Genomic DNA, 26,743 nt, shown 5'->3' on the forward strand with positions numbered 1-26,743 from the left:
GGGTTAAAATCATGACAGAAAATGTAATTGTAAAGGATGATTTTATCCGCGCCTTTTCTGAACATGCTAGCGAACCAGCTTTTTTAACCGAAAGTCGCTTGGCAGCTTGGAAATTAGCAAGTGAACTTGACTTGCCATTTGTGGATAAAACGAAGATTGAACGCTGGAATTTTACGGAGTTTGATACGTTTGAAGGAGCTAGTACGGGGCTTTCAAACGAAGCTTTAGCTGAAAAGGTAACCAACTTGGTTGATTTAAATAAAGCGGATGCGAACTATTATGTGCAAGTGGATGCGCGTCCGGCAAGATTACAACTTAGCAAGGAGCTGCAAGAACAAGGCGTTATTTTAACGGACATTGTGACGGCAGCCAAAGAACACCCAGATCTTTTTAAACAATATTTTATGAACGAAGCGGTTCAAGTAGACGAACATAAGTTGACGGCGTTTCATGCGGCACTTGTGAATGGCGGTGTATTTTTATACGTGCCGAAGAACGTGGAAATCAGTGAGCCAATTCAAACGATTTTTGTGCAACAAGATGCGAAAAAACCGCTCGTTAATCACGTTTTAGTTGTGGCGGACGACAATAGTTCGGTGACTTACGTGGAAAACTATGTTTCGCTTGACGCGGAAGGCACTGGAATTGCAAATATTGTGGAGGAAGTCATCGCGAATCGCAATGCGCGAATTACATTTGGTGCGGTAGACAACCTTTCAAAAGGTGTTACGACGTATATGAATCGTCGCGGTCATATTGGTGCGGATTCAACCATTGAATGGGCACTTGGTCTAATGAATGACGGCGACACCATCAATGAAAATATCACGAATTTGATGGGTGATGGCTCAACTGGCGATGTGAAGACGGTGACGGTTGGTCGTTTCAAGCAGACCCAAAACGTGACGACAAGAGTGACTCATTACGGGAAAGCCTCCACTGGGACTATTTTATCCCACGGTGTCATGAAAGATAAGGCGACGACGATTTTTAATGGTATTGGACATATTAAGCACGGCGCTTCGAAGTCTGATGCGCAGCAAGAGTCGCGTGTTCTGATGCTGAGTAAAGGTGCGCGTGGTGACGCGAATCCGATTCTCCTAATTGATGAGAATGACGTTGTCGCGGGGCACGCTGCTTCGGTTGGTCGTGTTGACCCAGTTCAACTGTTCTATTTGATGAGCCGCGGCATTTCGAAGCAGGAAGCGGAGCGCCTTGTAATTCACGGGTTCCTTGATCCTGTTGTAAAGCAATTGCCAATTGAAGGCGTGAAAGTGATGCTGAAGGAAGTTATCGAAGGGAAAGTGCGCTAAATGAAAGATTTCGCCAAAATTCGTTCTGACTTTAAAATTCTTGAGCAGGAAGTGAATGGAAAACCGCTTGTTTACTTTGATAATGCGGCGACTGCGCAAAAGCCGAAACAGGTTATTGACGCGCTCACGCATTATTATGAAGCAGACAATGCGAACGTTCATCGCGGTGTGCATACGCTTGCTGGCCGGGCAACGGATGCTTACGAGGGTGCGCGTGAGAAAGTGCGGGCATTCATTGGGGCGAGCCATGTGCAGGAAATTATTTTTACGCGTGGTACGACGACGGCACTTAATTTGGTAGCGGATAGCTACGGGGCGGCGAATGTTTCTAGCGGGGACGAGATTGTTATTTCACATCTTGAACACCACAGCAACTTCATTCCGTGGCAGCAGCTTGCAAAGCGCACAGGTGCGACACTGAAATTTATCGAACTCGAACAAGATGGAACCATTTCTGTTGAAAAAGCGGCTTCCGTGATTGGCGCTAAAACGAAAATTGTCGCCTTGGCGCATGTTTCAAACGTGCTCGGTACGGTGACGCCGATTTCTGAAATCGCTCAAATCGCGCATCGTCACGGGGCAGTCATCGTGGTTGACGGGGCGCAAGCCGTTCCGCACATGGCCGTCGATGTAGGTGCGCTCGATGTGGATTTCTATGCGTTCTCAGGGCATAAAATGATGGCGCCAACTGGAACCGGCGTTTTATACGGGAAAAAAGCACTTTTAGAAAAAATGGCGCCGACTGAATTTGGTGGCGAAATGATTGATTTCGTTGAACTGTATGATTCGACGTGGAAAGAGTTGCCGTGGAAATTTGAAGCCGGCACACCAACGATTGGCGGACAAATTGCGCTTGGTGCGGCGGTGGATTATTTGACAGAAATCGGCATGGATGCGGTTCATGCATATGAGCAGGAGCTTGTCAGCTATGCGCTCACCGAAATGCAAAAAATTTCTGGCATTACCATTTACGGCTCGCTAGATGCGCATAAGCGCGCAGGTCTTGTGACGTTCAATTTGGACGGCGTTCATCCACACGACCTTGCCACAGTCCTTGACGAAGAAGGTATCGCCGTTCGGGCCGGGCACCACTGTGCACAACCACTCATGAAATGGCTTGGCGTGAACTCAACGGCTCGCGCAAGTTTCTATATTTATAACACAAAAGAAGAAATTGATCTTTTCATTCAAGGATTAAAGTTAACGAAGGAGTATTTTGGCTTATGAGCAGTCGCAAATTAGACGGTCTATACAGACAAGTGATTATGGATCACTACAAGAACCCTCGGAATAAAGGGGAGTTAGCCGGGTCAAACGTCACAATAGACTTAAACAACCCGACATGTGGTGATGAAATTCATTTGCACTTGAAAATAGATGACAATAAAATTACAGCTGCCAGCTTTACGGGAAGTGGATGTTCCATTTCGATGGCAAGTGCTTCCATGATGACAGAAAGTGTCATTGGGCATACGGAAGACGAAGCGCTTGAAATGTCTCACCAGTTTTCCGAAATGGTCCAAGGACACGAACATGAAGCGATAGATGAATTTGGTGACGTGGAAGCCCTAGCAGGCGTCGCAAAATTTCCAGCACGAATTAAATGTGCAACCCTAGCATGGAAAGCCATGGAGCGGGCCATTCACGAAAGCGAAAATCGTTAAAGGAGGAACTTAATATGACTGAAATTCCAGATATTGGCGAATACCAATACGGATTCCATGATAAAGATACGTCCGTTTTCCGTACAGAACGCGGTTTAACGGAAGATGTTGTACGTGAAATTTCCAAAATTAAAGAAGAGCCCGAATGGATGCTCGACTTCCGTTTGAAATCGCTCGAACAGTTTTACAAAATGCCGATGCCAACTTGGGGCGGAGACCTTTCAGAACTAGACTTCGAGGACATCACGTATTACGTGAAACCTTCTGAACAAACCGTTCAATCTTGGGACGAGGTTCCAGAAGAAATTAAACGTACATTCGACAAACTTGGCATTCCAGAAGCCGAACAGAAATATTTGGCAGGTGCATCCGCACAGTATGAATCCGAAGTTGTTTACCACAATATGAAAAAAGATTTGGAAGAACTCGGCATCGTCTTTAAAGATACTGATACCGCGCTAAAAGAAAACGAAGACATCTTCAAGGAATACTTCGCGAAAGTCATTCCACCATCTGACAATAAATTTGCTGCATTAAACTCCGCCGTTTGGTCGGGAGGTTCGTTCATCTATGTACCACCTGGCGTTAAAATCGACACGCCACTACAAGCCTACTTCCGAATTAATTCCCCGAACATGGGACAATTCGAGCGGACGCTTATAATCGTCGACGAAAACGCAAGCGTCAACTACGTGGAAGGCTGTACAGCCCCCGTTTATACGACCAACTCGCTTCACTCGGCCGTTGTTGAAATCGTCGTAAAACCAGGTGCTTATTGCCGTTACACTACCATTCAAAACTGGGCAAATAACGTCTACAACCTCGTAACGAAACGGACGTTTGTTGAAGAAAATGGCACGATGGAATGGATTGATGGCAACATCGGTTCCAAGCTGACAATGAAATACCCGTCTTGTTACCTTAGAGGAGAAGGCGCACGTGGTATGACACTTTCCATCGCCATCGCCGGTCGTGGCCAACGCCAAGATGCCGGTGCAAAAATGATGCACATGGCACCAAACACATCGAGCACAATCGTTTCAAAATCCATCTCGAAACACGGTGGTAACGTAACGTATCGCGGCATCGTCCATTTCGGCCGTAACGCGGACGGCGCTCGTTCAAATATCGAATGTGACACGCTCATCATGGACAACGCATCGACATCCGATACGATTCCATACAACGAAATTTTAAACAATAATATTTCCCTTGAGCACGAAGCAAAAGTATCCAAAGTATCCGAAGAACAACTTTTCTATCTCATGAGCCGCGGCGTTTCAGAAGTCGAAGCAACCGAAATGATCGTCATGGGCTTCATCGAACCATTCACAAAAGAACTGCCAATGGAATACGCAGTTGAAATGAACCGTTTGATTAAGTTTGAGATGGAAGGATCGATTGGTTAAGGTAATATTGAAACGGAAATGAAGCGACTTTCGCTTTATTTCCGTTTTTTTTCATAGATAGAATTCTTATTTCACTTGAAATATACTTCATGCTATACTTTTATCATATAGACAATTAAACAACAGCTTCGCGAAACCTAGCGAAAGCGGAGGAGGACATGAAAATATGGAAGGTAATGTAAGGCATCTGACAGAATATTTGCGCGGTGCCTCAAAACTGATAATTCCAGTATATCAGCGGAATTATGATTGGAAGATAGAAAACTGCAAACGGCTCATGGAAGATTTAATGATGTTAGAGAAAGAACATAGACAGACGCATTTTTTTGGAAGTATGGTCGTAAAACCGGGAAATTTATCACAGGAAATTATTGTTATCGACGGGCAACAGCGACTTACAACCATATCACTGCTTCTTTTGGCGTTGAAAAACTGGATGGAAGCACACCAATTGACAGGGGAACGGGTGAACCCGGCCAATATTGAAAATGCATTTTTGATGGACGCGTTCAGTCGCGATGTAGATAAATATAAATTGATACCGAATTCTAGAGATTTTCATACATATAAAAAGTTATTTGGTGACGAAAAATTCTTTGTGAAGCATTCAAATTTAACGATAAACTATGAATACTTTTATCATGAGCTGGAAAAGGAAAGCATTTCTCTCGACGAACTTATGAATGCGATAGAAAAATTACAAGTGATGATTGTCAATTTGAATTCACCAGATGATGACCCGCAACTCATTTTTGAAAGTTTAAATTCAACAGGTGTGGACTTGACCGATGCCGATAAAATTCGGAATTTTCTTTTGATGAATGAAAAGCAAGAACTGCAATTGGCGCATTTCCAAAATTACTGGGAACCAATTGAAGAGCGGACACAATTTCAGCTAAGCTCGTTTTTTCGAGACTACTTAACCGTTAAAAATAGCAAATATCCGAATATCTCGAAGGTATATGAAACGTTTACGGAATTTTATAGTAGCAAATTTAATAATAAGACGGTCTTTTTCGATGAGCTTTCAGAATATTCGCTAGCCTATCAGCAAATTTTGGAAGGCAACACGGAAAACAAAGAAATCAATGCCATTTTGAGACGCTTCAATGAATTGCAATCAACCGTTGTACGCCCGTTCCTAATGGCGGTTCTTTATGATTACAACCAAAATGACTTGCAAGATTTTGAAGTTGTCGATGTTTTCACTATTTTAGAAAACTACATCGCAAGAAGAATGATTGCTAAAATACCGTCTAATTCTCTTAACAAAGTTATTGAAACTTTGTACCGCGACTTAAAACGGTTGAGAGCAGAGTCAAATGACACGCCCACGCTAAAAGATTTATTTAGTTACCTAATTTTAACCAAAACGAGTACTGCAAAAATTCCGGACGATTTCGTTATCAACGACCATTTACGCGCAAATGATTTTTACAATATGAACGCTGCTTTTAGAACTTATTTTTTTGAGCGGTTGGAAAATTTTGGGCATGCCGAAGAACTGCAGATTTATGAAGGCGTTAGCGCGCGAAAATATTCGATTGAGCACATTATGCCGCGGCGGCTGACGCTCGCATGGCAACAAGAGTTGGGGCAAGATTACAAGCAAATCCACGAAATGTACTTAAACAGGCTCGGAAATTTAACACTGACGGGCTATAACTCAAAATACAGCAACAAATCTTTTTTGGAAAAACAAAATATGGAAAAAGGATTTAAAGAGAGCCATTTCGTCAATCTAAATAAACTTCCCGCTCACGCTGAAAATTGGGGCGAGCAAGAAATCAATCAACGAACAGAAGAACTAATTGAAATCGCGCTTAAAATTTGGACGTACCCGCAAACAGAATTTTTGCCAACCATTCCAGAAAATGAAATGATCGTTTATAACGGCGAACAAACTTTCACTGGTTATAAAATAAAAGGCTATCGTTTCAAGGATGAAGACTATCAATTTGTGACAACATGGAAAGAGTTCTATGTCCATTTCGTAAAAGAGTTAACGGAAATATCCAGCATGCCCATTATCGAGCTAATGAAAGCAGAAGGCCAAACTGGTTTAGAGTCAATGTTTTCAGGCGAAGCAACGGTAACAAATAGCGAGGTAATGTCTGGCGTATATGTGTATATTGATCTTTCGAACTCACGAAAGATGAACTATATTAAGGAACTGATGGATTTATATAATTTGGAGTACAGTACTTTGTTAGTGGATGCAATTAAGTACGAAGGCAAAAATGTTGAGGATAGAAAGTTAAGTAATGTAAGTTATTAAATTGAAAATCCCCGCTGCGGAATGTGGCGGGGATTTTCATTTTTAGATGAGTGTATACCTTTCTTGAGAGAATGTTGAACATGTGCTAAATTTTAGGTGCTAATAGAAATATTAGCAAATTTGAATAAAGGAGAGGATTAAAATGACTTATGCAACTATTGTCGATGACATTATTGATATCCGTGATTATAATGTTGCGCTAGATGGTGTGACGGATGACTCAGCAGGAATTAATAGAGCTTTTGAAGAAGCTGCGAGACGTGGTGGGGCGAGTGTTTATTTTCCAAAAGCAAAAGGAATTGCTATTAAATCTCCAATTATTGTTCAAACAACAGCGATTAAAATTTTAACAGAAACATCATATAAAACAAGAATTACAGCATTAACGGGATTTGAAGGAGCGGCGTTACTTTATTTTAAGCAATCTACCGCAGATCCGAATACAATATTTAATACAGGGATAAATATTGATGGAGGGATTGATATTAATTGTAATAACGCGAATGCTGACGGTATTTTAGTGGAAAACGGATATGACAAAGTTTCGTTTCGCAATGTCAGCATTATGAACCTTCATTACAATCATAGTGGATTTAATTTTGTAACAGAGCCTAATAAATTAGGGCAAACTATTTTGCTAGAAAATAGTACCGTTACCCGTGTGAAAAAAGAAACGGCACTAAAGGAAAGCCATGTAAGCGAGAATGACTTGCTTGGAAAAGCTTGTTACTACTTTAAGAAATATCAGGAAATTAATTTAATTGGCTGCAAGGGGTTTGCTAATCATCCAAATGATACGATTGAACCTAACATACCTCGAATTGGAACTGCATTTGAATATGAAGATTGCCGAGGTGTGAATATGGTAGGCTGTTCGGCTGCATTTGCTAATACGGCAATTTCATTTAAAGCGGTTACTAGAGAGGCAATCGGATTAACTGTTTCCGCTCAAACGAATGAACGGATTACAGGGAATGCACTTATCACAGAAGGAAGCGGTAACCTTAAATGTAAAGAAATTATGGTGTTGCCGATTCGCGGGGAAGCTGCTATGAATGACGGAGGTTCAGGAGAGTTCCATTTGAAAAATACGATAATGTCAACCATTTATAGCTTAACTCAAAAAGTAGCTTTGGAAGAAATGGCTATACAAAATTTAGTTATTTCTGATGATATGACAAAAGTATCGATGGTAGAGAACAATAATAGTGTTCTTGGCGTTTCAAGTTATCCAGATTATATTTTTAAAATCCGTGATGCGGCTCAAATTGAGGGGAATTTAAATCCAAAACTAGCTTTAAAAAGTGATAAACAAAAGTATCGGATGGCTTTGGAGGATTCTACCAACGCACTGAATTTGGATAGACATACGGAAGGTACGGCTTGGAAAACACACTTGTCAATCAATTCAGTAGAAACAAAGCTTAATAATGAGAATATTACTTTGACAGCGGACGGCATTATGCGAATTAAACGTGCAACTAATCCCGATTTAACTTTAGAAAGCAATAGGCAGCAGTAGCGCATGATGCTAATGGATGATGCTGAGAAGTTTAAATTGGAAAAATTAAATGAGGAGAGCGGAGGGCGATGGGACGAGTATTTGTCTGTTGCGCCAAATGATACAACGCTTACTAATGTCGAACTTGTTTTAAATGGACATGTTCAAGCGAAGGAAGGTATCGCTATAAATGCCGACCAAGCGAAGGGAAAAGGGGTAGTCTTAGAAGGTGAGGATCATAAATATCGCTTATCTGTCTCAAAAGATGGCTTAAATGTTGAACAGCAAGTCCCAATAGGTGACCAATTATTTAGCTGGAAACCAATTTTTGAGCTCAATGATAAAAATATAAAAATTATTAATCAGACTGTTAAAACAACTGATTTTAATTTACAAAGTGTTGATGGCGAATATTTAGCACGTCTACTTTCAAATCCAGCGAATAGCTATACGGGACTAGCAATTCGTTACCGCGCAGATGGACAATCGGGATTTGCTCAAGTGCAGGTTGGGCAGAGAGATTCAGCAGGGCTCGGGAAACGTGCTTTGTATATTCCAAACTAAACGCTCCTATAAAATATAAGCGTTAAAATTCACATCACGCATTTACAAACCCCTTTCATTCCGCTAAAATGAAAGGGGTTCTTGTGAGTGTTTTCACGAAAAGGAGAGGGGAAAATGAGTTTTCATGTTTTAATGTATCACGAACTGCGCGAGCGGGGAGCAATTGGGGAGAGCGCGCCTTCGGTGGTTGAAGTGGCGACAAATTGTGATGCCGCACTTCCAAAAATGCTTTTTGCTTATGTGGATGACTTCGAAAAGCAAATGGATATGTTGCAAAGCGGGGGATTTAATGTAATTTCGATGCAGGATGTTCGGGATTTTTATGAAAAAGGTAAAACTTTGCCTGAAAATGCCGTACTAATTACATTTGATGATGCATTCCAATCCGTTTTACGGTACGCTTACCCGGTGTTAAAAAAACGTGGTTTACACGCGACTTTATTTGTTGTGCGTGGCTGGCTAGCTAAAACCGCCAAGCGCTTTAATCCAGAAAAATCAGTGGTTATGAGTGTGAGCGAGGTGAACGAAATGCGTGACGTGTTCACGTTTGCCAACCATACGACCGATTTGCATGATCAAGATGGTGCGAAAAGCACATTTCAAACGGCGACGACAGCCGAACTTTTGGCGGATTTAAAAACGTGTGCGGAATTTGTCGATGAGCCGGATATTTTCGCGTACCCATTTGGGGCTTACGGCGAGGCTGATTTGGAACGCCTGCAACAAGCAGGAATTAAACTAGCTTTTACGACAAAACCAGGGCGAAATGAGCGCGAAACGCCTCCACTCGAACTTCACCGCCAAGTTGTTGCACTCGGCATGACAGCGGAAGAATTGAAACAAATTTTACATAAGGATGGTAAGGAAAATTGAAAAAATGGCTTGGAATTTTAATGTTGCTTTTAGTTGGTGTAGTGGTTGTAGGGTGTTCAAATTCGGAACCAGAAAAGGCTGCGGAGACAAAAACGGAAACGACGAACAAACCGTTGCGTTTTGGGACGCTGCCAGCAGAATCTGCTATTCCGATTATTTTAGCCAAAGAAAAAGGCTTTTTTGAGGAAGAAAAAGTGAATGTGGAGATTACCCCGTTTAATGCGCCGAACGACCGCAATGTCGCGGCTCAAGCTGGGAAAATCGACGGTATGATTGGCGATGTGATGACGGCACTTTCGATGCGTGACGGTGGTATGGATTTCACGATTACGTCCGATATTAATGAAGATTTCAAATTGCTCTCCTCGCCTGATTCAGGGATTACGGATATCAAACAGCTTGATGGCAAGGAAGTTTCGCTCGTGCCGAAGTTTTTACTAGAATACATCATGGACGAAATGGCCGCGGAAAATGATATTAGCTACAAAATCGTACAAATTCCGTCGATTTCTGCGCGATATGAAGCGCTTTTGAATAATCAAGTGGATTCTGTGATTTTTACAGAACCTCAAGCCACTCTTCTTGAAAAAAATGGCGCCCATGTTCTCGGAAGCTCCGCAGAATACGGGATTAAAGGTGGCACAATTAGTTTTGCAAGCGATGTTGTGAAATCCCGCGAAGCGGATATTTCTGCGTTTTACCGGGCGTATAACAAAGGTGTTGCGTATATGAATGAGCATGATGCGGCTGATTACGCGGATATTTTAAAGACGTATAAATTCCCAGATGCGATGACAAGTTACTTAGAAAATAAAGAAGAAGACTATACAAAAGCTCAAAAAGTCAGCAAAAAACAATTTGATAGCATTGAAAAATGGACGAAAGAAAAAGAAATGATTCAAAAGGATTATTCTTATGACGAAATGACCGATTTTTCGATGTTGGATTGACTTAAAACCGCAAGTTCATCTTGCGGTTTTTATGGACTTCGCTATAATTAAAGGTAAAGGTTTGGAAAGGGAGAAAGTTGTGGAGAAATACTTGATTTGTACCGATTTAGATGGTACGTTGCTTGGGAAAAATCATAAGGTGCCGAGAAAAACACGGCGACTTTTGAGGAAATTAATAAAAGAAGGCCATTATTTTTCGGTGGCAACTGGGCGGATGTTTCATGCGGCGAATGAATTTGCGAAAAATATTCATGAAGAAGCATTTGTAATCGCTTCAAATGGCTCAATTGCGGCGAACAAAGAGGGGATTTTCCACCACGTGAAAACGGATAATGATGCGCTCACAAAAATTTACGAGATTTGCCAGGCTGAAAAGGTAAGGGCGTTCTTTTTTTCGACGGATACGGTGTTCTATATTGGTGAAGTCCCGTCCCATTTTAAACAAGAAGATGATAAAGAGCGCGTTCAGGCGGTGAAACATGTTTCGGTGAATGAGCGAGATGTATTCGAGCGGTTTGTCGATGAGATGGTGAACGGTTTAATTGTAGAGGAGCAGGATTTTTCGCGGATTCAGGAGTTGCGTACGGAGCTTGAAGTGCTCCCAAATGTGCACTTTTTGTCCTCTCATATGAACAATATTGAGATTTTGCCGGAGCAAATTGATAAGGCGGTGGCCGTGCGGAATTTGGCTGAGCGCCTTTCTGTGAAGCAAGAAAATGTGATTGCTTTTGGTGATGGTGAAAATGATTTAGGGATGATTGAATTTGCTGGAATCGGTGTCGCGATGGGGAATGCGAACAATGAATTGAAAGAAAAAGCTGATTTTGTGACGGAAACGAATGAAAGAGAAGGCATTTATAAGTTTTTAAAGCAGAGAAAATTACGATAAGGGGTTATTTTTATGAGTATTGACGCAAAAATGAATATTGCTATCCTGCTTACCATTTTTTCTTTTATAGGTGGTATACTGTCACTAAATATACAAACTGAGCCTTACTGGAAGGTATTATTAGCAATAAGTGCCATTATTTTTGTCAGTATGATTATTGTGATTATCATTTTAAATAAGCAAGCAAATAAATCAATTGAAGCTTGTACAATTCCGATAGAAGCCACATTGAAATGGTTTGAAACAGGAAGTGGTAAATCTATCATGCTGTTTTTAGTGTTAGAAATGGAACATAAAGGGCGAGTTATCCGAAAAGGTTACTCCCAAAGAGGTGGAGTGGGCGTTGTCGAGTTAACGCAGTTCTTTATTCAACATCCAGTTGGCTCCAAAATAAAGATTTTAACAAACGGTAAGAATTTTTCAGCCGTTAAAATTGCTGAGATTAATCTTTTTGTGACAGATACAGGGGAAAAACTAATTTTAAAAAGAGCTGCAAATAAAAAAACGTTCATTTGAACGTTTTTTATTTGATTAGCCTTTTTCCTAATAAATCGGTCAATTTAAATAAGAAAAAACCGAGAAATGCAAGTGCTAAAATACCGCAAAACATGTCAGGATAGTCAATTACTGACCACGCATTCATAATGTAGTAACCAAGTCCATATGTAGTTGCATAATTTTCCGCAAAAAAGAGTGAGGCGAGCGAAATGCCGATAGCGATGCGAAGCCCGCTAATGATGTGCGGTGAAATGGCTGGTAAAAGTAGGTGCTTAAACCTCATAAAAGGCGTAGCTTGGAAGGAAAACATGATTTTCTCCCAGTTTGGGTCCATTTGTTTCACACCATCACGCGCGGATAAAATAATTTGAAAAATGATAATCCAGATTACGAGCATGATTTTTGATAAATCGCCAAGCCCATATAAAATCATGAATACGGGTAAAAAGGCAACCTTTGGGATCGGATAGATGTAATAAAGTATCGGCGAGAGCCATTTGTCGGCCAGCTGGTTCGCGCCAATGAAAATGCCGAGTGGAATTCCGATGAGAAGCGAAACAAGAATGGCGACGACAATTCTGTACAGGCTCATTAGCGTATGCGGAATCAGTTCGGGGATTTTTTCGAAAAATAAGACGCACGTTGCAAGCGGCGCTGGTATGACGGGGCTACTAATAAAAAGGTAAAGCAACTCCCAAATGAGTAGCAAGCCTAAAATGCCGATGAGGCTGTTTGCGATTTTGATTTTCATTTCGCTACCTCATTTCCGAGCGCGGAACGAATTGTTCGGCACATGTCATAGAATTCTTTTCGCATACGGAGCTCGCTTTGTCCAAAAAAAGGGTTGGCGATTTCTTGTTTAATGTTGCCTGTGCCCATGACGATGATTTTCTGGCCGAGAAAAACGGCCTCTTCAATGGAGTGGGTGACCTGAACCATTGTGGTGGCGCGTTTTTGCTGGATTTCTAGCAGCCTATTTTGCAAACTTTCCTTCGTCATCGCGTCAAGCGCGCTCGTGGCCTCATCGAGCAATAAAATTTTCGGATTAAGCGCGAGGCTTCTCCCAATTGCGGTGCGCTGTTTTTGCCCACCACTAAGTTCTGGCGGATATTTATTTTGGCACGCCTCAAGGCCAAGTTCCGCTAAAAGTGTTTGCGTGCGGTCATTTATTTCGGCCTTAGATTGTTTTTTGATTTTTAAACCTAAAGCGATGTTTTCAAAAACAGTTTTCCAAGGAAATAACGCGTAATCTTGTAGGATTATCCCAGTTTCATCAGGAAAACCGATTTTTTGTTCCCCGAAAAAGCGAATTTCGCCTTCTGTTGGTGCGACAAAACCCGCCATTGCGTGGAGAAGTGTTGTTTTCCCGCAGCCAGATGGTCCAATAATGGCGCAAGTTGATTTTTCAGGCACTTCAAGCGAAATCTTATTTAAGGCGATAGTTTCTTGATATTCACATGTTACGTTTTTCACTTGTATGGCGTTCATTCGTTTACTCCTCTCCTAAAATCATTATAAACGAAGCCGTAACACAAGAAAAGAGCAGGAAATTTTCCCGCTCTCATTTTTTGTTTAAAACTGGATAGAAGTCGGTACAAATTGTAACGGGGAACTGCCCGATGTCCCGTTGTTCGATAAATTCACGTCAACCACTTGATAAAAGGCATTCCCAGTGTCTGCAATTTCCCACACGCCAAGAAGGACGTAATAGCCTGAACGATCAGTTGGGAGATTTACCGTTTGAGTGACTTTTGTCGTTGGAATCGTATTGCCGGCATCAATTGTTTGCAGATGCTCAAGCGATGCCCGTGTAATCGGCTCATTTGGATTCCAATCTTTTTTCGTCATATAATATTTCCATTCAGAAGTACGGTGCAGCGCCGTTAGCGTCCATTCAATTGTATTTGCGCCACCGGTTAAGTTTACTTTACTCCATCTCGAATCGGTTTGCACATCCATGTCGCTAAATTTCCCCCCGCCAGCAATTTGGCCATCGGCTGGTCCGCCAGTTGGGAAGTTTCCCGTTGCTTCCACACTTTGCGGCTCATATTGAATTGGCCCCGCATTTTGATTTACGCCAAGTTTCGCTAAATAAGCGCGACTCTCAGGCTTTGAAATGTACCCGTGTGCGGATACGCCAACCGTTGCCCCCGAAACAGTTAGCGCAATAGCCCCTAAAAATACAGCCGACTTTCCAAAAAAATTCTTCATCTCTATTCCTCCTTTTTGGTACACATAAATAACATTCGCCCGCTTTTCTTTTCCCTAGCCCATCAAAGATAATCACGAAAATCAAAAAATGAGAGCTTCCTCCTGTAAACTAGACCATTCAAACGAGGAGTTTTCTGAAAAACCTCATGAAAAGAACTTTTTGGGAAGAAAATAGCTAGTCAAATTTTCATAGAAAGGGGAAAACCATACAATGACGAACGTTTAGCAAGCAATGTTTCAATTCTTGCTTTTTCATTCCTGAAACCGTTATTTTATGCCCGATTGCGTTATAATAAAAGTGGAGGTGGGCACGATGCAAAAACCAACGAAAAAAGAATGGACGGCTATTACCGATTGCGATGCTAATTTTGATGGCGTATTCTATTATGCTGTTCAAACGACAGGCATTTTTTGTCGGCCGTCTTGCAAATCAAAAGCGCCAAATTATGAGAATGTGGTCATTTTCAAATCAAGTGGTGCCGCGATAAAAGCGGGTTTTAGGCCATGCAAAAGATGTAAATCAGGCGGCGAGCGCGTGCCAGATGCCGAATGGGTGATGGACATTAAACGCTTTGTGGCGAGTAATTTAGCGGAACCGCTTTCGCTCGAACAAATTGCTGCTGCTTGCCACGGTAGTGAAAGTCATTTGCATCGCACGTTTAAAAAGGTGACGGGCGAAACGATTCATCATTATGTTATCCGCAAAAAGCTAATTTTAGCGCAGGAAATGCTGCGAAAGGAAAACTTGGAAATCAAACAAATTGCGCGCGCTGTCGGTTTTAATAACGCCGCACAATTTGCCACTCTTTTTAAGAAACAAATGGGCATGACGCCATCCAAATACCGAAATGAGGTGCTGAAATGATTTATGATTTTATTGACGATGTAGGTTTATATGTTGCGAAAACGAAACGCGGTGTTTGCTTTATTGGCGCCGACTACGACGAATTGATCGCGTTTTATGAAAAGAAGTACAAAAATGAGGAATTTAGGCGTTCTGCAGAATTTTCAAGGGAAGCGGAGGACTTAAAAGCCTATTTTAACGGCGAAAAAATATCTTTTGACTGGCCTTTAGATTTTTCTGTTGGCGATTTTACAGAAAGCGTGTTTAAAGCTTTGCGCGAAATCCCGTACGGTGTGACTTCTTCCTACTCAGAAATTGCCACACAAATTGGCAACCCAAAAGCAGTTAGAGCAGTAGGGCGAGCAATCGGATCCAACCCGATTTTAATCGCCATCCCGTGTCACCGAGTCATCGGTAAGTCCGGTAAACTAACGGGTTACCGAGGCGGATTACCATTAAAAGAACAGCTACTAAAACTAGAAAATCGCCAAAGAAGTTAGTTTCTTTGGCGATTTTTAGGAGTTAATGGTTTATAAATTTTTCGTATAAACATTGGTATAGAACTTATAAGCTACATTACTTGACCAGTTACTCGGTGTGGAAGCCTCCCGCCAAGACATGCTTGCTTGATTTGTGGAGGTGGAATAAAAACTTGTTCCAGATTTCACAGAATCACGCGGATAATTTACTTCTTCGTGTTTAAACATTGGGATTGGCATTTTTGAAACGCCGTTTGGTAACGAGAATTTAATTACAACCGCATACTTATCTGTACTTGTGATAGGGATAGATTCATTTAATTTAATCGTTTCATAACCAGCGTCCGTTTTTACCCCTCTTGCAACTAGTTTTAGGTTGGAAAAGGATTTATCAGAGCTGTTTGGATTAATATAAATTTCGTAAGGTGTGTCGTATTGTGTGGTATTAATTGCAATTGCTTCAATGCTTTCTTTTGAATCTTTTGGAGCATCAAAGATATTAGCAATATACGTATTCGCTGTTGCAGGATATGTGGATAAAGAAGCAAATGGTGCCATGGCATACATATTATCGTAGTTTTGGACGGTTTCCATTTGTTTCGCACCGTACATAGCAGAAGTTAGTATATATGCATCTTCATAAGACACATAGTAGTAGCCTTTATCACCCCAAGTTGATCCCCAACTATTTTTCACGATGAAAGCGCCGTCATTTTGGGGCTGGTACGCCAATCGGAAATTTTCTTTGCTGTATGTGTCATCATACCCAATAATGAGAGAAGAATGTGAAATGGTTGTATAGTTATCTTTCGGTACATACATCGCATTTGTTGTTGGATTCATATATGTGTTTCTGTAAGCAGAGCTTGCAGTCCATTGATATGTAAGACCACCATTTTTCACAAGATGCTCCTTTATTTTTTTCACTTTTTGTGCTTGCTCAGTCTCGCTTGCTGTTATTGGGAGCTTCACAATATTATTCATTCCTTGCTGATGAGCAACTGGTTTTTTAGATAAAACGTTTAAAGAAGGTAGATAGGTAGCATATTGATCAAATGGCATTTCACTTTCAAGGACAGGTAATTCCCAATTCATGCCTTCATAAAATACATTGTATTCTTGGGCACCAGTATTTAAAAATCGATTATATGCTTTAGGATTATTTCCATCTACGCCATCTGCATCTCTTGCCGAGTAGTAATCAGCATAGAGCTCGGAAAAATCATACGTCGTTCCAGTCTGCTTTAACAAAGCTGTTTCAATAGATGCATTTGAAGAGAATGACCAACAAATATTTCTAGATTGTTGATTTTTAACTGGTGTATCTAACCCGTTTATACGCGGGTCATACTTAGTCGGCAAAGGGGTTGTACGAAGCAATTGCTTTGGTTTAGGCTGCTCATAAATTGGTGTTGGGTCTGGTGTTGCCCCCGCCGGATACTCCTTTGCATCAACTTGATTTCCAGGTAAGAATAAGAAGAAACTTGCTAAAATAAAACTGATTCCCGCTAACAAACATAACAATTTTTTCATTTTAAATCCTCCTTTTTTAGTTGAAAATATAAGCTGTTTTTTTATCCTTTCTTTTTATTCTATTTAAAAGATAAAAATCATCTAAATAGTCTCCCGCTTCATTATACTATATAGAGTAAAATTCTGAAAGTTGTTCTCGAGGTGATAAGTATACAAAAGTATATTCTTGGAAAAAGATATGAAATTTGCCGCTTGCTACTCTATCATGTAAAATAAAATCAAAACCTGAAAGGGGCAAAAGGATGATAAAAAAACTAGGTCAAGTCATGGTATATATTGAAAATCAAGAAGAGGTTGCACGCTTTTGGACGGAGCAAGTAGGTTTTATTATTCGCGCACGTAACAAGGAAACGGATGCGGAGAAATGGATTGAAATTGCGCCAGATGAAGAAACAGCCACAACCATTGTATTGCAAGATAAAATTGCTGTCGCGAAAATGAGCCCCGATATGAATTTAGGTACACCTTCTTTACTTTTTTATACGGATGAACTAGATGCGACTTACGCTACATTCAAAGAAAACGGCGTTCCCGTCGGAGAATTAGTAGATACGCCACTCGGACGCGTTTTTAATTTCCATGACCCAGAACAAAATTATTTCGCTATTTTAGAAGATAAATAGCAAAAAGCCAGCGATTTTACCCGCTGGCTTTTATTTTTCAATATCCAGTTTCAACAGAAGCATTCACAATATACATGAAATCATTTTTATCTGCTTTATCTTCTAAAAAAATGCCGCTAGTCGTTATCATGCCGCCGTCCATCACTGACACATGAACCGTGCCGTAAGGAATCAGAGCCTTAATTGCGGCGAAATCGACGCTTTCTTTATCAATCGGCACAGCGAGCTTCACGTGCACGACCATATTGTTCAAATCCGCATCAGGCAGGAGCGCTTGAATACCCGGCATCGAATTATGGTAAATCGCATGCCGCACAGCTCTCACAGCCGCTTTTGTCACATCTTGACCGTGTACATCAACCCCAAAACCTGTTTGGATAAAAAGTAGTTTTTCCATATTCTCACTCCTAAAAATGTTGAATAAAATCGGCACCAGCGCGGTGTTTGGCGAACTCTTTTAAGACGGCCGTAAAAACCTTCCCCTCAGGATCACCAGCTGCTTTAAAAGCTTCCGCTAATTGCTTCCGCTGTATTTTATCCAGTTCGTGTGTCAATCTAATGCCATTTGACGTTAAAAATAGTGCCCGTTTGCGCTTGTCGTGCTCCCCGATGCCAACATGAATCAAGCCCTTTTCGCGCAGCTCAGCAATTGGTTTTTGCAAAGCTTGTTTGGAAATTTCTAAAATTGTAATCATTTCACCAGTCGTAATACCAGGCATACGAGCAATGAAAAACAAAATTCGGTGGTGTAAACGCGTTAAATCATGCTTATTGATAAGATCATCAGCAGAATTTGTAAACGATTTATACCCAAAATAAAATAATGCAATTTGTTGGTTCAATCTTGTTTCAATATCCATATTTTGACCCCTTTTTTCAATTTCCCTTACATCATTATACCCTTTTTTAGAAAAACAAGAAATTTATTTTTTATCAAAAGAGTGTTTAGTTTTTCGGTTACGGGTAAAGTGAAGTAGATAATGCTTCTTAAAGAAGGAGAGGAAAACAATGGAAAATTATAAACGAATATTAGTCGGAGTTGACGGTTCTGACCAAGCTGACCATGCTTTTAAAAAAGCGCTTGAACTTGCTGGGAAATACGATGCCACACTTGGAATTGCGAGCGTAGTAGACTTACGATCATTTTCTCCTAATATTTCTTATGACGGCTCACTCGAAGAAAGAGCGATGCAAGCAGCGAAAGCTCGAATTGCTGGTTACCGCGAAGAAGCCGAAAAAGCAGGTTTGCAGGAAATCGCGACCTACGTGGAGAGCGGCAATCCGAAAACTATTCTCGCCAAAGAATTGCCAGAAGAATTTGAAGCCGATCTTATTGTCGTTGGCGCAACCGGACTAAATCGCGTTGAAAAAATTGTGCTAGGCAGCATCTCCAGCTACATTTTAGGTCATGCATCAGTTGACACATTAATTGCTCGCTAATGAGCTAAACTGATGACAAACGACAATCTTCGGAGTTCTTGCCGGCGTTCCGCTCCGTTTGCCATCAGTCTGATTGTGCGCGCTACATTTTATTTGGCTTATTTCTACAGGTTGGAAGGATAACTACAATGTTATCCTTCTTTTGTTAGCGATAACAAAAAGTAATGCTTGAAATGAAAGCGTTTCACAGTTATTATCATAATGAGGCCATAAATACTGAGAGGAGTTTTTTCATGATAAAAGGCGTTATTTTTGATTTAGATGGTGTCATCACCGACACAGCCGAGTATCATTACCAAGCATGGAAAGCACTTGGCGACAAAATCGGCATCGAAATCAATCGCACGTTTAATGAACAACTAAAAGGTGTAAGCAGACAAGATTCACTCGAAAGAATTTTAACATTTGGAGGAAAAGAAGCGGCGTTTAGTGTAGCCGAAAAAGAAGATTTAATGGCATGGAAAAATGATTTTTATGTCAGCTTAATTCAAAATATTACGCCCGATGACGTTTTGCCTGGCGTCCTTCCATTTTTGGAAAGATTAAATGAAAACGGCATCAAAAAAGCGATAGCTTCCGCATCAAAAAATGCGACAGCCATTTTAACTTCCTTACATATTTTAGAAGAATTTGACTATGTAGTTGACGCCAGCCTAATTGCGCGCTCGAAACCAGATCCAGAAGTTTTCCTCGAGGCGATAAAAGGATTAAATCTGACAGCAACAGAATGCATTGGCATTGAAGACGCAGAAGCAGGTGTTGCAGCGATTCAAAGTGCTGGCATGACAGCCGTTTCGATTGGAACAGACAAAAGCCTTCAAAAAGCAGAAATCAATTTACAATCGACAGAAGAATTAAGTCAATTAGCACTATAAGCAAAAAAACAGAATGAGCGAGTCATTCTGTTTTTTCATGTTTATTTATTAAAGTTTGGCAAATACTCTTTATGCGCTTCTAAAAGTTCGTCAAGTAAAACGCGTGCTTCGCTATCACTTGGAGTAAGTGGGTTTATGGTCATCGCAAGAAGTGCTTTGTCATAATCTCCAGTTACTGCCGCTTCAGCTGTTAAGCGTTCAAACGTTTTAATTTCTTGAATGATTCCATTGATAGCGATTGGTAAATGGCCGCTTGCTAGAGGAATCGGACCTTGACGAGTGATTACGCAATTTGTTTCCACCGCAGAATCAGGGTCAATATCTAAAATCGCACCATTGTTGCGTGTATTGACAATTTGAATATCGCGTTTATCATTGTAAATTGAGTTGATTAAATTACATGCCGCTTCACTGTAATAAGCGCCGCCGCGTTGTTCAAGTTGTTTTGGCTTTTCAGCGAGCTCTTCTTGTTTATAAAGCTCAAATAATTCGGATTCTACTTTTTTCACGACTTCTGCACGTGTACCGTGTTCCGCATAAGCTTTTGCTTGATCTTCTAATTGTTGTTTTGTTTGCCAGTAGTAGCGCAAGTAATCAATTGGAATCATATTTAACGTACGAAGGAAAGTTTTATCCCAACCTGTCGCATTAATATTTTTAAGCTTAGAACCTTGCTCTTCTTCTGTCATTTTGAAAACAACATCACGTGTAACGTCTTTTCCGTTATGATAAACAGTTTTCGCAAAGACCATGTGATTTAATCCAACGAATTCTACGTAGATTTCAGAAGGATCCACACCAAGAGTTTCTGCGATATTTCGTTCAATCCCAATTGGTCCGTTACACAGACCCACCACTTTTTTCTGGTTGCTGTAGCGAAGAACAGCTTCTGTAACCATTCCAGCAGGGTTGGCAAAATTAATCAACCAAGCGTCAGGACATAAACGTTCCATGTCGCGACAAATATCTAAAATAACAGGAATGGTACGAAGTCCTTTAAACATTCCACCAGGACCATTTGTTTCTTGACCAACTACGCCGTGCGAGTTTGGAATACGCTCATCTTTAACACGCGCATCAAGCAAGCCGACACGTAATTGCGTTGTAACGAAATCAGCGTCTTTTAATGCTTCCTCACGGTCAAGTGTTAAATGTATGTCAATGTTAGCGCCAGCTTTTTTTACCATACGTTTCGCAAGATTTCCAACGATTTCCAGTTTTTCGCGACCAGCTTCCACATCGACTAGCCAAATTTCACGTACAGGAAGTTCATCTTGACGTTTAATGAAACCCTCAATTAGTTCAGGCGTATAGCTTGAGCCGCCACCAATAGTTGCAATTTTAATACCATTTGCCATTTTTAATTCCTCCAATATTATAAGAATCTGTGAACGCTTTCTTATTTCCACTTACAGTATAGAAAGATTAACGGTAAATTACCAGCTTTTTGCAACAATTGGGTAGCCATTTTCCAAAAAGGAATTTGTCACATTTGAGTAACGAGGTGTTACATGATAAAATGAAGAAAAATCATGTTGGAGGCTTAAAATGCTTTTTTTAGACCAATCTATCGAACTAAATGATACAGAACTCGATATTTATAACTATATAACGTCACATCTCGACACAGTCGTTTACATGCGCATTCGCGACTTGGCAGATGCGACACATGTCAGCACAACGACCATTTTGCGCTTTTGCCGCCGTTTCAAATGCAACGGCTTTTCCGAATTCCGCGTCAAACTGCAGCTTTACGCCGAAGAACAAAAACGCACACGCATCGACATGTCAGATGAAACGACCTACATTGACTTTTTACAACGAACCGCTTCCCCTGAGTTTAAAGGTCAAGTTGCACGTGCGGCGTCGGTCCTGCGCGATTCGGAGCTAGTCCTTTTTGCTGGCATCGGTTCATCTGGTATTATCGCCGAATACGGCGCACTTTATTTCTCGTCACTGTTCACACTCGCCTTGCATATCGAAGACCCACTCAATCACCCTTTCTACCACCTTTCCAGCAAACTTTCCGATAAGATTTGTCTTGTTGCCATTTCGGTAGAAGGAGAAAACGAAGACATCATTCGCTATATTCATGAATTAAAGTCGCAAAAATGCAAAATTGTTTCCATCACAAACAGCGCCAAATCAACCATCGCCAGACTATCCGACGCAAACATTTCCTATTACATCAACAAAGAAATGTACCAAGATGCAAACATCACATCCCAACTCCCAGCACTCTACACAATCGAATGCGTTGCCCGTGAAATTAGAACACAATTGGATAAGGAAGATAAACCAAGCTGAGGTGAAGTCACCTCAGCTTGGTTTGTGTGCGAAAAGTACATAAAGTCGTCACAATTTCATTTCGAAACCATGGTATACTAAAAAGAGTAATAAACATATATAGCTGCGGTTACGTTGGCGGCTATTCAAACATTTTTCTTTTAAACTGAGGTGAAGTAAATGGGACTATTTGGTATGGGGAAAACTGAAACCGAGAAAAAACGGGATGACTACGATAAATTACATGATTTGTTAAAAGATGCGATTAAAGAACATGATCAACAGATGGACGAAGCGGAAAGCATTTTCCGGAATTATAAAAGTAGCGTGCCGAATTTATCTAACAGTAAAATTCCGTCGAATGAGTTTGATACCAAGCGGGAGAAGCTGACGGTAAAACTAGTCAATTTCATGGACAAGGAACAAGAGAAGCGTGCGAGTTTAGTTCGGGCGAAAGAGCGCGCGTATGATCAATATGTGCATTATAAGGCACAGGCTATTCGCGAGGACGCTGCGGAAAAAGAGAAGAAGGAAAAAGAACGAAAAGAACGGGAGGCGCGGCTAGAAAATGGCTAATGTGAAAATCAACGCAGACAAAGTAGCGGAAGCGAAAGCGCAGGCTAAAATCGTGGAAACATCCCTTAGCGCCACACACAAGCAGTGTCAATCACTCATCTCGTATGTGAACGGCGCGAAATGGGACGGCAAGACACGCGATGCATTTTTGACCTATTTGGAATTAATTGAAAAGTATCATGCGGAAGTGAAGACGCAGTATAAAAAGCAGCGCAAAGCGCTCAACAAGTTACAAGACTATGTGGCAGATTATGAGGAACAAGCCATCGTGCGCGAGGTGAAACGCTTATGAGCACAGACACGTTTCAAACCGAAGAATTATTTTTACTGATTTCAGCCTTTGGCGGCGACACCCTCTTTGGTTTGCCAGACCGGCAGGTGTTTCAACTTCGCGGCGAAGAAGGATTTCAGCGCGCGTATGAACGCTTACTCGATAAACAAATTCTGGATGAAACGGGCGCCATGACCGATGGCGGGGCTATTGTGGTGGACGCGCTTTCGCGTTACCAGGCGTGCCCGTCATTTGTTCGTCTGAATCAGTTTATGTTCGGCTTTTCAGCAGAGGATACGGAGAATGCCTATCTGTTAGTCGAAGTAGAGGCGGGGAAAAGCTATCGTTTTGAGGTGCTTGATAAAGTTCTGATACTTCAACTTTTAACGAATCATTTCCCGCTCTTACAACGTGACACGCCGAATGTGGAGCAGACATTCCTCACACGGCCTCTTACTTTAGACGAAAGAAAAAGGGTGTCAGCCTGTGAACCGGACGAGCGTTTTATCAGTATGGAATATTTCCATGTGGAAGAGACGCCGATGGAAGAAGAAAATCCCGCGTTTTACCAGCAATATTTTGTGGTGGCGTGGCAAGACAAACTGGTCGCTATTGATGTTGTGCGCGACGACTACAAGCAAGTGAGCGGTTACTGGCTTTGGAATGAGCTCTACCGTGAGCTGCAATTCCCTGTAAAGGAGGCGTTATAGATGGCCCAACTAACAATGGGTGGAGCGGGTGCGTCAAGTACGATTGAAATCAATCCTGATGAGATGACGCATATCGCCAAAGAACTGCTCGCGATGGCCAATGAATTTGAGTCGGTCATCCAACCCGCGGTGACGAAGTTAAAGAGTACGAAATATGTCACAGCGGGCGAAGCAAAGAAAGCGATGGCTAAAGTCGATGAAGCAAACGAACGAGTGATGGAATTAAAAGACCACTACGAGCGGTCCTCTTCGCTAGTGTTTGATATCTTAAACACGATGGTACAAGCGGATCAAGAGGTGGCAGAGAAAGTCATTGCGGCGCTTCAAATAGGAGGACCCGACGCATGAAAGACATCCAGTACATAGAAGCCGATTTCGAACGCGCCCACACAAGTATCGGCGGCCTTATCGGGAAAGGCGCATGGGGCAAAGGCACCATCGACCAACTAAAAAAAGTATCCAAAAATCTGGAAGAAGCCGAAGACGACATTGCCCGCTACGACACAGACGGCGTGATTTCCTTTCACCATACAAGCCGAACATCCAAGTATCAGGAGATTTTCGAGGATTTTGACGTCCTTTATCGTTTTTCCGACCAAATCGGGGACATAGTAAACAACACGATCGACCACCCGTTTTATGAAAAGCTAGATGACTTTGTGGCAGGCATGCGCGACTTAGATGCGACCACGTTCACAACAGAAAACCGAATTGGAGCCACCACGACAACCACACAATTTGAAAACAGCTATACGCAAAAACAAGTAGAGGTCCCAAAAAGTAAAGTGAGCCTCGAGGATTTATTCAGCGGGGACACCTTTTATGCCGACCAAATGAAATTGCAGTATGATGCATGGAAACAGACGAACAAAGGAGAAGACGTCAGCCATCAAGATTTTCAAGCCGCGATGTTAAATTCCCGAGCCTTCGCCTACACGTCCATTAAAGATGAACAACAGAAGACAGAATTTTGGACACTCGTGGTCGCCACTATCGTCATCGTGGGTGTTTCCGCATTTTGCCCGCTCGCAGGTGTAGCTTTAAGTGCCGCTTACGGTACGCTTGAAATAAGCGCGGCGAAGACAGGCAAAGACTGGATGACTGGCCGCGAACTGGATGCCACCGAACGCGCCCAGCGCGGCGCTTTTGCGGTTTTGGATGTCATTCCAGGCGTCAAAGCCCTAACCGGCGGTGTACAAATGATGCGCTCAGGAAGCCGTTTAGCAAACGTGAGTGATGCCCTCTTACAAGGCGTGAAAAATGTCCCCACACAAGTGGGGGATATTGCCAAACTTGGTCAAACACAAATGAGAACGCGCATGGCCAGCCTAAAAACCGCCACTCAAGACGCATTACAAGTCGCCACACAAAAAGGCATCAAAGGATTGGACAAGGTCGGACAAACGGCAACCGCCATGAAAGGCTCTTTAAACTTGCCGCCACGAAAAAATCTAGCCTTAGCTGGCATGGGAGGCATCCCGAACCAAGCGCCTTCCAAAATCGCTCAAGGGACGGAGAATTTGAAAGATGTGCTGCAGAAGTTTGATGTAAATTTGGGTGGCGGAGGCAAACGGGCTGATGGTATAATAGAGAAAGCCAGTGGGGTTAATGTCAATAAACCACCTAGAAACTTAATTGATAATATGGATGAAATTGCTGATGATATTAGGAATATAAACAAAAAATATTCTAGTGGACTTGAACAGAATAATTCAATAGAGAGTATCATCAATTCTGCTTCATATTATGAAGATGTGTGGGCACAAACTTCTGCAGTAACAAGAAGTATTGCAGAACATGCATTTGTAGATGGAAATAAGCGGACAGCATTTGACACTTTAAATATGTTATTAGATGATTTAAGGTTAAAATCGCCTTTAAATGATACTCAAAAATGGGATTTAATAAATAGAATAGGAACAGGAGACTTAAAAGATGTGTCAGAAATTGCAAATATTCTTAAAGGAAAATAAAGCGAATTTTCTAATTAAGTATGATTCCGTTAGAGATGATAATAAGTATACAGTTATGTTATTTGATACTGTAAAAAAAGAAAGAATTTCTGGTGGAGATACCAATTCCATAGTTGAAACGGAACAAAAGATAATAAAAGATACACATAGTAATGTGGATTTTAACGAAATTAATGAATTGTTTTCTAAAATAAAAAATTCAGTGGAAGTAAACACTGATTTTGTAGCAATGATATCAATTAATTATTCTGATGACTATTTAGATTACACTATATATCTAGATAAATCGGAGCAAATTAGTCATAATAAGTTTCATTCTTATAAAGAAATAAAAGATTTTGTGAGGAAAAATTATGAATGAGCAGTTAATAATTGATATTAATAACTTTCTGCAGAAATTAACCGAAAATGTTGTCAAACCTATGTATGGTGTCAGAGATAAGAATTCTATTCAACTAATCTCGCAATCATTGAATCAAGAAGTTTTTGGTGTGGAATTGTATCCAACGATTTTTGATAAAGCAGCTTACCTCTGGTATTCACTTTCCAATTATCATTGCTTTTATAATGGAAATAAGCGTACTGCCTTAGTGACAACGTATGTTTATTTAAGAATAAATGGATATTGTTTAAAGATAGATGCTAGCTTTTATGATATTTCTTTAAATATTGTGGAATCGCATATAGAAAAGGAAACAATCAAAGAAATTTTACAAGCGAATGCTGTTAAAAGCCACCAAATTTCATCCGAAAAAATTTTAAGGCAATTAGAAATAGAAATGAGTAAAAATATTTTTTTTCAAGATGTGATTGTTAAGTTATCACAAACTTAATGAGGAGACATAGATAAAAAACTAAATAAAAAAAGGCGCTCTATAACTTGATTACCAGTCAAATGATAGAGCCTTGATTAAAGAGTATATGTTTGCTAATTAAGTTGCCAATAGCTAACAACAGCAAGCTGTATTTATTGTACAAAAATT

General features: G+C 41.0%; 31 protein-coding genes. 24 read left to right on the forward strand and 7 right to left on the reverse strand.

Translation table 11 applies throughout. From position 1 onward, the window contains the following. Positions 1-11: 11 nt before the first annotated feature. From sufD to CFS60_RS08305, 11 genes are all read left to right on the forward strand, one after another. Entirely contained in the window at positions 12-1,313 is a 1,302-nt protein-coding gene (sufD, locus tag CFS60_RS08255) for a Fe-S cluster assembly protein SufD (RefSeq protein WP_088810339.1), read from the forward strand. Then, complete coding sequence (locus tag CFS60_RS08260) at positions 1,314-2,540, forward strand: cysteine desulfurase (protein ID WP_088825366.1); 1,227 nt, start codon at positions 1,314-1,316, stop codon at positions 2,538-2,540. Continuing rightward, on the forward strand, positions 2,537-2,977 hold the full coding sequence (gene sufU, locus CFS60_RS08265) for a Fe-S cluster assembly sulfur transfer protein SufU (protein ID WP_088810341.1): 441 nt from the start codon (positions 2,537-2,539) through the stop codon (positions 2,975-2,977). Before CFS60_RS08260 ends, sufU begins: the two co-directional genes overlap by 4 nt. 14 nt (positions 2,978-2,991) lie before the next feature. After that, entirely contained in the window at positions 2,992-4,386 is a 1,395-nt protein-coding gene (sufB, locus tag CFS60_RS08270; RefSeq protein ID WP_088810342.1) for a Fe-S cluster assembly protein SufB, read from the forward strand. Positions 4,387-4,552: 166 nt separating this feature from the next. Beyond that, entirely contained in the window at positions 4,553-6,664 is a 2,112-nt protein-coding gene (locus tag CFS60_RS08275; protein WP_088839074.1) for a DUF262 domain-containing protein, read from the forward strand. A 142-nt stretch (positions 6,665-6,806) separates the two neighbouring features. Then, positions 6,807-8,186: a glycosyl hydrolase family 28-related protein gene (locus tag CFS60_RS08280; RefSeq protein WP_088839075.1), complete on the forward strand. Its 1,380-nt coding sequence runs from the start codon at positions 6,807-6,809 to the stop codon at positions 8,184-8,186. A gap of 3 nt (positions 8,187-8,189) precedes the next feature. Next, positions 8,190-8,729, forward strand: coding sequence for a hypothetical protein (locus CFS60_RS08285; RefSeq protein ID WP_088839076.1), 540 nt, complete (start codon positions 8,190-8,192; stop codon positions 8,727-8,729). A 114-nt stretch (positions 8,730-8,843) separates the two neighbouring features. Further along, a complete protein-coding gene (locus tag CFS60_RS08290) occupies positions 8,844-9,602 on the forward strand; it encodes a polysaccharide deacetylase family protein (protein WP_088810345.1) in 759 nt (252 codons plus the stop codon). After that, the gene (locus tag CFS60_RS08295; protein WP_088810346.1) at positions 9,599-10,552 is read left to right on the forward strand and encodes an ABC transporter substrate-binding protein; all 954 of its coding nucleotides are present in this window, start codon (positions 9,599-9,601) and stop codon (positions 10,550-10,552) included. Before CFS60_RS08290 ends, CFS60_RS08295 begins: the two co-directional genes overlap by 4 nt. Positions 10,553-10,631: 79 nt before the next feature. Next, positions 10,632-11,441 (forward strand): Cof-type HAD-IIB family hydrolase, encoded by an 810-nt coding sequence (locus CFS60_RS08300; protein ID WP_088810347.1) that lies wholly within the window; start codon positions 10,632-10,634, stop codon positions 11,439-11,441. Between the two features lie 12 nt (positions 11,442-11,453). Continuing rightward, complete coding sequence (locus CFS60_RS08305; RefSeq protein WP_088810348.1) at positions 11,454-11,957, forward strand: hypothetical protein; 504 nt, start codon at positions 11,454-11,456, stop codon at positions 11,955-11,957. A gap of 7 nt (positions 11,958-11,964) precedes the next feature. Here the strand turns inward: CFS60_RS08305 and CFS60_RS08310 are convergent, their stop codons facing one another. The 3 genes from CFS60_RS08310 to CFS60_RS08320 all read right to left on the reverse strand — a co-directional run bounded on the left by CFS60_RS08310 (position 11,965) and on the right by CFS60_RS08320 (position 14,150). Then, positions 11,965-12,690 carry an ABC transporter permease gene (locus CFS60_RS08310; RefSeq protein WP_088810349.1) on the reverse strand — a complete coding sequence of 242 codons (726 nt, stop codon included), beginning with the start codon at positions 12,688-12,690 and terminating at the stop codon, positions 11,965-11,967. Continuing rightward, a complete protein-coding gene (locus tag CFS60_RS08315; protein WP_088839077.1) occupies positions 12,687-13,427 on the reverse strand; it encodes an ABC transporter ATP-binding protein in 741 nt (246 codons plus the stop codon). Before CFS60_RS08315 ends, CFS60_RS08310 begins: the two co-directional genes overlap by 4 nt. Positions 13,428-13,511: 84 nt before the next feature. Continuing rightward, the gene (locus CFS60_RS08320) at positions 13,512-14,150 is read right to left on the reverse strand and encodes a lytic polysaccharide monooxygenase (protein WP_088810351.1); all 639 of its coding nucleotides are present in this window, start codon (positions 14,148-14,150) and stop codon (positions 13,512-13,514) included. Positions 14,151-14,463: 313 nt separating this feature from the next. Here CFS60_RS08320 and CFS60_RS08325 point away from each other — a divergent pair, with 313 nt between their 5' ends. Continuing rightward, complete coding sequence (locus CFS60_RS08325) at positions 14,464-15,015, forward strand: bifunctional transcriptional activator/DNA repair enzyme AdaA (RefSeq protein WP_088810352.1); 552 nt, start codon at positions 14,464-14,466, stop codon at positions 15,013-15,015. Beyond that, complete coding sequence (locus tag CFS60_RS08330; RefSeq protein WP_088810353.1) at positions 15,012-15,494, forward strand: methylated-DNA--[protein]-cysteine S-methyltransferase; 483 nt, start codon at positions 15,012-15,014, stop codon at positions 15,492-15,494. The genes CFS60_RS08325 and CFS60_RS08330 overlap by 4 nt, the downstream gene beginning before the upstream one ends. A 30-nt stretch (positions 15,495-15,524) precedes the next feature. Here CFS60_RS08330 and CFS60_RS08335 read toward each other — a convergent pair whose 3' ends face one another. Beyond that, complete coding sequence (locus CFS60_RS08335; RefSeq protein ID WP_088839078.1) at positions 15,525-17,006, reverse strand: lectin like domain-containing protein; 1,482 nt, start codon at positions 17,004-17,006, stop codon at positions 15,525-15,527. A 242-nt stretch (positions 17,007-17,248) separates the two neighbouring features. Here CFS60_RS08335 and CFS60_RS08340 point away from each other — a divergent pair, with 242 nt between their 5' ends. Beyond that, positions 17,249-17,629: a VOC family protein gene (locus CFS60_RS08340; protein WP_088810355.1), complete on the forward strand. Its 381-nt coding sequence runs from the start codon at positions 17,249-17,251 to the stop codon at positions 17,627-17,629. Between the two features lie 37 nt (positions 17,630-17,666). On the opposite strand, the gene CFS60_RS08345 is transcribed toward CFS60_RS08340, so the two are convergent. Together CFS60_RS08345 and CFS60_RS08350 are read right to left on the reverse strand one after the other, a co-directional pair. After that, positions 17,667-18,026: a Lin0512 family protein gene (locus CFS60_RS08345; protein WP_088810356.1), complete on the reverse strand. Its 360-nt coding sequence runs from the start codon at positions 18,024-18,026 to the stop codon at positions 17,667-17,669. A 10-nt stretch (positions 18,027-18,036) separates the two neighbouring features. Next, the gene (locus CFS60_RS08350; RefSeq protein ID WP_088810357.1) at positions 18,037-18,489 is read right to left on the reverse strand and encodes a MarR family winged helix-turn-helix transcriptional regulator; all 453 of its coding nucleotides are present in this window, start codon (positions 18,487-18,489) and stop codon (positions 18,037-18,039) included. Between the two features lie 148 nt (positions 18,490-18,637). Between CFS60_RS08350 and CFS60_RS08355 the strand changes: the two genes are divergently transcribed. Next, positions 18,638-19,069, forward strand: coding sequence for a universal stress protein (locus CFS60_RS08355; RefSeq protein WP_088810358.1), 432 nt, complete (start codon positions 18,638-18,640; stop codon positions 19,067-19,069). 233 nt (positions 19,070-19,302) lie between these two features. Continuing rightward, positions 19,303-19,944: a beta-phosphoglucomutase gene (gene pgmB, locus CFS60_RS08360; protein WP_088810359.1), complete on the forward strand. Its 642-nt coding sequence runs from the start codon at positions 19,303-19,305 to the stop codon at positions 19,942-19,944. A 41-nt stretch (positions 19,945-19,985) separates the two neighbouring features. Here the strand turns inward: pgmB and CFS60_RS08365 are convergent, their stop codons facing one another. After that, positions 19,986-21,302: a 6-phospho-beta-glucosidase gene (locus tag CFS60_RS08365; RefSeq protein ID WP_088810360.1), complete on the reverse strand. Its 1,317-nt coding sequence runs from the start codon at positions 21,300-21,302 to the stop codon at positions 19,986-19,988. A 190-nt stretch (positions 21,303-21,492) separates the two neighbouring features. Here CFS60_RS08365 and CFS60_RS08370 point away from each other — a divergent pair, with 190 nt between their 5' ends. The 8 genes from CFS60_RS08370 to CFS60_RS08405 all read left to right on the forward strand — a co-directional run bounded on the left by CFS60_RS08370 (position 21,493) and on the right by CFS60_RS08405 (position 26,593). Continuing rightward, complete coding sequence (locus CFS60_RS08370) at positions 21,493-22,251, forward strand: MurR/RpiR family transcriptional regulator (RefSeq protein WP_088810361.1); 759 nt, start codon at positions 21,493-21,495, stop codon at positions 22,249-22,251. A gap of 159 nt (positions 22,252-22,410) precedes the next feature. Next, the gene (locus CFS60_RS08375; RefSeq protein WP_088839079.1) at positions 22,411-22,806 is read left to right on the forward strand and encodes a chorismate synthase; all 396 of its coding nucleotides are present in this window, start codon (positions 22,411-22,413) and stop codon (positions 22,804-22,806) included. Beyond that, complete coding sequence (locus CFS60_RS08380) at positions 22,799-23,098, forward strand: WXG100 family type VII secretion target (RefSeq protein WP_088815597.1); 300 nt, start codon at positions 22,799-22,801, stop codon at positions 23,096-23,098. The genes CFS60_RS08375 and CFS60_RS08380 overlap by 8 nt, the downstream gene beginning before the upstream one ends. Beyond that, a complete protein-coding gene (locus CFS60_RS08385) occupies positions 23,095-23,787 on the forward strand; it encodes a DUF5081 family protein (protein WP_088815596.1) in 693 nt (230 codons plus the stop codon). The genes CFS60_RS08380 and CFS60_RS08385 overlap by 4 nt, the downstream gene beginning before the upstream one ends. Further along, positions 23,788-24,135: a hypothetical protein gene (locus tag CFS60_RS08390; protein WP_088815595.1), complete on the forward strand. Its 348-nt coding sequence runs from the start codon at positions 23,788-23,790 to the stop codon at positions 24,133-24,135. Further along, complete coding sequence (locus CFS60_RS08395) at positions 24,132-25,760, forward strand: hypothetical protein (RefSeq protein ID WP_088839080.1); 1,629 nt, start codon at positions 24,132-24,134, stop codon at positions 25,758-25,760. The genes CFS60_RS08390 and CFS60_RS08395 overlap by 4 nt, the downstream gene beginning before the upstream one ends. Further along, entirely contained in the window at positions 25,723-26,121 is a 399-nt protein-coding gene (locus CFS60_RS08400; RefSeq protein ID WP_088815593.1) for a hypothetical protein, read from the forward strand. The genes CFS60_RS08395 and CFS60_RS08400 overlap by 38 nt, the downstream gene beginning before the upstream one ends. Continuing rightward, entirely contained in the window at positions 26,114-26,593 is a 480-nt protein-coding gene (locus CFS60_RS08405; RefSeq protein ID WP_088815592.1) for a type II toxin-antitoxin system death-on-curing family toxin, read from the forward strand. Before CFS60_RS08400 ends, CFS60_RS08405 begins: the two co-directional genes overlap by 8 nt. The last annotated feature ends 150 nt before the right edge of the window (positions 26,594-26,743 follow it).

The sequence above is a fragment of the Listeria sp. ILCC792 genome (assembly GCF_900186135.1).
GTDB lineage: Bacteria > Bacillota > Bacilli > Lactobacillales > Listeriaceae > Listeria > Listeria goaensis.